The sequence below is a fragment of the Siccirubricoccus soli genome (genome assembly GCF_024178315.1).
GTDB classification, from domain to species: Bacteria; Pseudomonadota; Alphaproteobacteria; order Acetobacterales; family Acetobacteraceae; genus Siccirubricoccus; species Siccirubricoccus soli.
The window spans coordinates 1-7,210 of record NZ_JAMZIK010000065.1; the positions used below are offsets into that span (position 1 = coordinate 1).

General features: G+C 72.7%; 8 protein-coding genes. 7 read left to right on the forward strand and 1 reads right to left on the reverse strand.

Features of this window, described 5'->3' with window-relative positions; translation table 11 throughout:
• Both NJ376_RS10980 and NJ376_RS10985 read left to right on the forward strand, forming a co-directional pair.
• A partial coding sequence (locus NJ376_RS10980; RefSeq protein WP_252953300.1) for an amidohydrolase family protein occupies positions 1-568 on the forward strand: 568 nt, incomplete at its 5' end.
• Positions 569-742: 174 nt separating this feature from the next.
• Entirely contained in the window at positions 743-1,105 is a 363-nt protein-coding gene (locus NJ376_RS10985; protein WP_252953301.1) for a DUF427 domain-containing protein, read from the forward strand.
• Positions 1,106-1,177: 72 nt separating this feature from the next.
• Here the strand turns inward: NJ376_RS10985 and NJ376_RS10990 are convergent, their stop codons facing one another.
• A complete protein-coding gene (locus NJ376_RS10990) occupies positions 1,178-2,230 on the reverse strand; it encodes a hypothetical protein (protein ID WP_252953303.1) in 1,053 nt (350 codons plus the stop codon).
• Between the two features lie 136 nt (positions 2,231-2,366).
• On the opposite strand from NJ376_RS10990, the gene NJ376_RS10995 reads away from it, so the two are divergent.
• The 5 genes from NJ376_RS10995 to NJ376_RS11015 all read left to right on the forward strand — a co-directional run bounded on the left by NJ376_RS10995 (position 2,367) and on the right by NJ376_RS11015 (position 7,051).
• Positions 2,367-3,338, forward strand: coding sequence for a hypothetical protein (locus NJ376_RS10995; protein WP_252953304.1), 972 nt, complete (start codon positions 2,367-2,369; stop codon positions 3,336-3,338).
• A gap of 232 nt (positions 3,339-3,570) precedes the next feature.
• Positions 3,571-4,644 carry a tRNA preQ1(34) S-adenosylmethionine ribosyltransferase-isomerase QueA gene (queA, locus tag NJ376_RS11000; protein ID WP_252953305.1) on the forward strand — a complete coding sequence of 358 codons (1,074 nt, stop codon included), beginning with the start codon at positions 3,571-3,573 and terminating at the stop codon, positions 4,642-4,644.
• Entirely contained in the window at positions 4,641-5,810 is a 1,170-nt protein-coding gene (tgt, locus tag NJ376_RS11005; protein ID WP_252953306.1) for a tRNA guanosine(34) transglycosylase Tgt, read from the forward strand. The genes queA and tgt overlap by 4 nt, the downstream gene beginning before the upstream one ends.
• Complete coding sequence (queF, locus tag NJ376_RS11010) at positions 5,807-6,277, forward strand: preQ(1) synthase (protein ID WP_252953307.1); 471 nt, start codon at positions 5,807-5,809, stop codon at positions 6,275-6,277. Before tgt ends, queF begins: the two co-directional genes overlap by 4 nt.
• Before the next feature lie 264 nt (positions 6,278-6,541).
• On the forward strand, positions 6,542-7,051 hold the full coding sequence (locus tag NJ376_RS11015) for a helix-turn-helix domain-containing protein (protein WP_252953309.1): 510 nt from the start codon (positions 6,542-6,544) through the stop codon (positions 7,049-7,051).
• Positions 7,052-7,210: the final 159 nt, after the last annotated feature.

Below are 7,210 nucleotides of genomic sequence, written 5' to 3' on the forward strand. Positions count from 1 at the left end.
GCTGCTGCGCGCCGCCGCCGCGCTCGGCCCGCGCTTCGTGGTGGTGGCCCAGGCCGATGCGGGCATGGAGGAGGCCACCATGGTGGCTCTCGCCGCCGCCAGGGTGCGCGGCCTGCGCTACAGCCTCTATCGCGGCCAGTGGGCGGAGCCGCACGCGGTCGCCGCCCATGCCGCCCGCGCCGCCGCCTGCGGGCTGCATGCCGAGATCTATGCGGATGCCGCGGTGCTGGCCCCGGCGGTCCAGGCGCTCAGCGCCTTGCCGCGCCTCGTCATCGACCATCTCGGCATGACCGAGGCGGGGCTGCCCGTGGTGCTGGACCTCGCCGCCGCCGGAGCCAAGGTGAAGGCGACGGGCTTCGGCCGGGTGGAGCTGGAGGTGCCGGCGGCGCTGGAGCGCATCGCCGCCCGGGCGCCGCTTGCGCTGATGTTCGCGACCGACCTGCCCTCGGTGCGGGCGAGGCGGCCCTTCTCGCCGGCGGATATCGATCTGCTCCGCCGCGTGCTGGGGGAGGGGCTGGCCCGGGCGGCGCTGCGGGAGACGGCGGAGGCCTTCTACCGGGTCGGCTGACACCCCGGCTCGGAAACGTCTTGCTGTCCGGCCGGGCGTCGCGCGCGGGGCTGCTCATGCCGGCCGCGCCGGTGGACCGGCATCGGCCGGCACGCCGCGCGGCCGGCATGGCTTGCGCGACCGCCACCCCGACGCCACCTCCCCCGGCGGACCCCGCATGGGAGGAACCAGCCGATGCCGGAGATGAAGCTGCCGGGCCCCGACCACCCCATCGCCATCACGCCGCATACGGGGCGGGTGGTGGTGCGCTTCGGCGGCGAGGTGATCGCCGAGACCAGCCGCGCCCTGTCGCTGAAGGAAGCCAGCTACCCGCCGGTCTTCTACATCCCGCGGGAGGATGCGCGGATGGACCTGCTGTCCCGCACCGACCACGCCACCTATTGCCCCTACAAGGGCGAGTGCAGCTATTTCAGCATCCGGGCCGGCGGCCAGCAGGCGGAGAACGCCGTCTGGACCTATGAATCCGCCTATCCCGCCGTCGCCGAGATCAACACCCACCTTGCCTTCTACCCGAACAAGGTGGCGATCGAGGCCTGACCCGCACGGGGGTCCGGGGAGCGTTGCTGCCGGCACTCCCCGGCGGGCGCGCAGGGGGCTGCGCCCCTGGCGCTACCGCCCGGCCCAGCGCGCCCGCGCCGCCGCCGTCTGCCGCTCATAGGCCGGGCAGCCCCGCGGCGCGGCCTGCGGCGGGGTACCGGCCTCGCCCAGCAGGCGCAACCGCAGCGGCTCCGCCTCGCCCGGATCGAATTCCAGCGCCACCGCCTGCACGTCGCGCTCCCCCGGCACCATCAGCCGGGTCAGGTTGGCCGGCATGTCCCGCAGCGGGTCATGCGCCGCGTCCTGCTGCACCAGCAGGTGGCTGTCGCCGTTCAGCAGCAGCACTGGCTTCGGCGCCAGGGCGCGAGCGGCGGCGAAGATCGCCTCCCGGCTCTCCGCCAGCCCGCTATCCCAGCCGCCGCCGCAGATCTCGGCGTAGAACAGATCCGCCTGGGTGGCGATGACCAGACCACGCGCCGCCGGCGCGGCCGCCGCCGCCACCGCTTCCCGCAGCCAGTCGAGGTTCAGCCGGTTCCGCGTCTCGTACTCCGCCAGCGCCGCCTCCCCCTGGCGGAGCGGCGCTGGGTTGGGGTCGGAAGGGGCGGGCGGCCGGCCATTGTTGCTGCCCGGGATATGCAGGGTGGCGAAGACCACCCCCGCCCGCGCCCAGCGAAGGTTCTCCGGCATCCCCTCCTGCCGCGCCGCGCCGAGGGGCGGCGGGCCAGCGAAGAACGCCGCCCGCAGCAGCGCCAGGGCGTCCGCCCAGCCCAGCGCCCCGCCGGGGCCGGCGCGGCAATCCACCCATTCATTGTCGCCGGGCGTATAGACCACCGGCTGCTCCGCCACCGCCATCCAGCCTGGGGCGTCCTGCCAGCGCAGCGGGCGCCGCAGGATGGCCTCGGTGCAGGGCTCGTTGCCGCCCTTGGTGTCGCCGAGGAAGATCGAGAATTCGTGCGGCGCCCGGCCGAATTCCCGCACCAGCGCCGTCACCCGGCCGACATCGGCGCACTCCCCGGTGGCGATGCCGCGGCAATAGGGCATGTCGCCGAAGGCGATGAAGCGCACCGGCTCCGCCCTGGCGGGGGCGAGGCCGATCAGCAGCAGCAGGGGCAGCAAGCGGCGCATGGGCGAGGTCCGTGGTGGTGGCGCGGCATCTCGCCCAGTTGCGAGTGCCTTCGCAAGCCACGCATGTAGCCCAATACAATTTTCTTGCGAAAGGATAATGTTCTTCGTATGTTCATGGAAGGCAGGAGGCCCGCCCATGGACATCCCCCCCGCTTTCGTCGCCGCCGCCAAGCCCCATCGCTTCGCCTCCGGCCCCGCCCTGCTCGGCTTCTTCCAGGCCCTGCTGGGGCAGGATTTCACCGCCTGGTTCGAGGCGAAGCTAGCCCGGCAGGAGGAATGGCAGGCGCGCGACATCCCCGCCGGCGCCGCCGCCGGCTTCGCCGCCGCCTGGACCGCCGTGCTGGCCCAGCGCCCCTGCAGCCTGATGGAGGTGCTGGCCTTCACCGCCATCATGATCAACGAGACGGGCGGCAGCTTTCAGCCCCTGACGGAGAAGATGGGCCGGCAGGGGCATCCCGGCCTCGCCTATCTCTTCGATGCGATTCCGGGGGTGAAGCGCGCCTACAACCAGGCGCCCAACCTCACCGCCGGGCAGCTCTTCCGCGACGCCGCCTTCAATGCGGCGCATGGCGGGAAGGCGCTCGGCACCCGCCTGGCCGGCAGCCAGGACCCGGCCTGGGACGGCATCGTCTATCCCCAGGCCAGCATCCCCACCCAACCGGACCCTGCGGTGACCGGCTATGTGATGGAGGCGGATTTCTGCAAATTCCGCGGCCGCGGCCTGATCCAGACCACCTGGCGGAGCGGCTACCGGCCGCTGGTCGGCTTCGTCCAGGCCTATGCGGGACCGCAGAAGCTGGTGGCGGAGTACCGGAACCGCTGGGCCGGGCTGGCGCCGGAGGCGGTGCTGACCGCCAGCAGCACGGCCGATTGGGACCGGCTGTTCCAGCAGAGTGACCTCGTCATCCCCTGCGCCGCCCTGCTCGCCCATGCCAGGGCCGGCGGCTACCTGCCGCTGGCCGGGGAGGCAACAGTGTTGAATGGCACCGGCCCCGGCTCGGTGTTCAACATGGGCAAGCGGATCAGCGGCGGGGATGGCTACGCCACGCTGTTCAAGGCCCGGCTGGCGCGGCTGGCGATGGCGCTGCCGAAGCTGCCGCCGGCGTAATGGGCAGGCTGATATCCCCCCAGCCCGGCAGGCGGCGCCCCCCGGCCCCGCATCCCCGGCCGGGCCACGGCCCGGAGCCGGGCGGCGGGGCGGTCCCAGGCCGCTCCTTCCCCCTGTTTTCATTGGCCTTTCCGAACCGCTCCACCTGCGTCGGGGATTTTGTCCGAAAACAGCAGGCGGCGATGCGCCCAGCGCATTTGCCTCGGCCCAGGCGGCGCGCTACCGGCCCGCGGTGCCCCAGCAATCCGAGACCAGTGCGCCCCCGCTCCGCGTGGCGGATTTCGATTTCGACCTGCCGGAGCGGCTGATCGCCCAGCACCCCATCCGGCCGCGCGACGCGGCGCGGCTACTGCATGTGCGGCCCGATGCCCTGGAGGATCGCGGCGTGCGTGACCTGCCTTCCCTGCTCGCCCCGGGCGACCTGATGGTGGTGAACGACACAAGCGTCATCCCCGCCCGCCTCCGCGCCCGGCGCGGCGAGGCGCGGCTCGAGCTGCTGCTGAACCGCGCCGAGGCGGGCGGCATCTGGGAGGCGCTGGTGCGCAATGCCCGCCGCCTCCGCCCCGGCGACGTGATCCGCATCGAGGGGGCGGAGGACTGCGCCGCCACCGTGCTTTCCCGCGGCGAGGGTGGCACGGCGCGGCTCGATTTCGGCCCCGATCCGGCGCGGCTGGCCCGGGCGCTGGACCAGGCCGGGGAGATCCCCCTGCCCCCCTATATCGCCCGGCCGGAAGGCCCGCGCCCGGAGGACCGGGAGGATTACCAGACCCTCTTCGCCCGCCACCCCGGCGCCGTCGCGGCCCCCACCGCCAGCCTGCATTTCACGCCCGCGCTGATGCAGGCGCTGCGGGCGCGTGGGGTGGGGCTGGCGACGGTGACGCTGCATGTCGGCGCCGGCACCTTCCTGCCGCTGCGCGGCGAGGATCCGCGCGCCCAGACGCTGCATGCCGAATGGGGCGAGGTGACGGAGGACGCCGCCGCCGCCATCAACGCCACAAGGCGGGAAGGCGGGCGCATCGTCGCCATCGGCACCACCGCGCTCCGGCTGCTGGAAAGCGCCGCCACGGACCAGGGCATCCTGCCCTTCCGCGGCCTCACCGACATCTTCCTGCTACCCGGCCACCGCTTCCGCTCGGCCGACGCGCTGCTGACCAATTTCCACCTGCCGCGGAGCACGCTGTTCATGCTCGTCTCGGCCTTTGCCGGGGTGGCGCGGATGCGCGCCGCCTACGCCCATGCCATCGCTGAGGGCTATCGCTTCTACAGCTATGGCGATGCCTCCCTGCTCTGGAGGGACGCGGCATGACCCTGCACTGGACCCGCCAGGGCCAGGACGGCGCCGCCCGCGCCGGCCTGCTGCACACGGCGCATGGGGAGGTGGAGACGCCGGTCTTCATGCCGGTCGGCACCGCCGGCACGGTGAAGGCGATGACCGCCGATGCGGTGCGCGCGACCGGCGCCCGCATGATCCTCGGCAATACCTACCACCTCATGCTGCGCCCGGGGGCGGAGCGCGTGGCGCGCCTCGGCGGGCTGCACCGCTTCGCCGATTGGCACGGGCCGATCCTGACGGATAGCGGCGGCTACCAGGTGATGAGCCTTTCCGAGCTGCGCGACATGGATGAGGGCGGCGTCACCTTCCGCAGCCATCTCGACGGCTCGAAGCACCGCCTCACGCCCGAGCGCAGCGTCGAGATCCAGCGGCTGCTGGATGCCGATGTGACCATGTGCCTGGATGAATGCACGCCCTTCCCGGCGACGGAGCAGCAGGCGGCGGAGTCCATGCGCCTTTCCATGCGCTGGGCGAAAAGGTGCCGTGATGCCTTCGTGCCGAAGGAGGGCTACGGCCTCTTCGGCATCGTCCAGGGCAGCACCTTCCCCGAACTGCGGGCGGAGAGCGTCGCGGCGCTGACCGCGATCGGCTTCGAGGGCTATGCGGTGGGCGGCCTCGCGGTGGGCGAGGGCCAAGCGGCGATGTTCGAGGTGCTGGACTGCACCGTGCCCCTGCTGCCGCAGGAGGCTCCGCGCTACCTGATGGGCGTCGGCACGCCCGCCGACCTGCTGGGCGCGGTGCGGCGCGGCATCGACATGTTCGACTGCGTCATCCCCACCCGCAGCGGCCGCACCGGCCGTGCCTATACCAGCCGCGGCGTGCTGAACCTGCGCAACGCCAGGCATGCCGAGGACAAGCGGCCGATCGACCCCGATTGCGGCTGCCCCGCCTGCACCCGGCATTCCCGCGCCTATCTCCACCACCTGATCAAGGCGGAGGAGATGCTGGGGCCGATGCTGCTGACCTGGCACAACATCCATTACTACCAGCACCTGATGCGCGGCATCCGCGCCGCCATCCTGGAGGGGCGGCTGGAGGCCCATGCAGCGGCGCTGGAAGCCGCCTGGGCGGCCGGGGATGCCCCGCCCGACGATCCCGCGCGGGAGGAGCTGGCCGAGGACCGGGAGGCGCTCAGATGACCGAAGCCACCACCGACACCAGCGGCCTGACCCTGCTCGGCCGCCCCGCCGCCCTGCCAGAGAGTCCCGAGGCGGCGAAGCTGGAGCGCGTGCCCAACCCGCATCCGGGGGAGCGCTACCTGGTCCGCTTCGCCGCGCCGGAATTCACCTCGCTCTGCCCGCTGACCGGCCAGCCGGATTTCGCCCATCTGGTCATCGACTACATCCCGGGCGACTGGCTGGTGGAGAGCAAGTCGCTCAAGCTCTACCTCTCCGCCTTCCGCAACCACGGCGCCTTCCATGAGGCCTGCACCGTGGCGATCGCCCGGCGGCTGGTGGCGGAGATCGCGCCGCTCTGGCTCAGGATCGGCGGCTACTGGTACCCGCGCGGCGGCATGCCGATCGACGTGTTCTACGCCACCGGCCCAGTGCCGGAAGGGGTCTGGGTGCCGGACCAGGGGGTGCCGCCCTATCGGGGGCGGGGTTGAAATCGACTGCGCTGATAGCGTAGTAGCACGCCGGCGCGCTGGACGGCGAAGGACATCCGCTTCGAGATCGAGCGGAAGCGACCGATCACCCGATCGTCACCATCGCGATCGAAACGCCCGGCGGCCGTCTCAGCCTGATGTGCGTGCCGGAATGGGTCGGCGACCTCGTGATCCTGCGCCGGGCCCATATCCAGGCGGAGGGCGGGCTCGGGCCGAACCGCCTCGGCCCCGCCGGGCTGCGCCGCCTGGCGATGGAGAAGGCGAATGTCCGCGAACTTGTCATTGTGGGAGAAATTCGCACGGCTGGGGCCGGTCCGGGACATCGACCGCGTCCCTTCCGGTTCACCCGCGCGCTACCGGCTTGAGGCGGCCGTCCCCCTCACCCGCACCATCTCCGCCGTCCATGCCCTGGCCCGCCGCCACATGCGCATGGCCGAGGCCAAGCGCGCCATCGAGTGCCTGATGCATGGCGCCCCCGCCGTCATCGTCGAGGTGCCGATGGTGGAGGACAGCGCGGCGCTGGAGGCGGAGCTGCGCGACTGCCAGCTTGCCGTCACCCCCCTGCCCGCCGCGCCGGAGGAGCCGGATATCCGCGCCATCCGCGACGCCATGCAGGTGACGCAGGAGGAATTCGCCCAGCGTTTCGGCCTGGACGTGGCCGCCCTGCGCAATTGGGAACAGGGCCGCACCCGCCCCGACACCGCCGCCCGCACCCTGCTGCGCGTCATCGCGCGGGACCCGGCGGCGGTGGAGCGTGCCCTGACCGCGGGATGAAAGAAGCGATCCGGGCCGAGGCGCTGCACCTCGGCTTCACCGAATGCCGCTTCACCACCGCCACCCTGCCGGCGGAGGCGCGCGCGCGCCTCGACCGCTTCCTCGCCGAGGGCATGCACGGCTCCATGGGCTGGATGACGGAGCGCGCCGCGCAGCGCG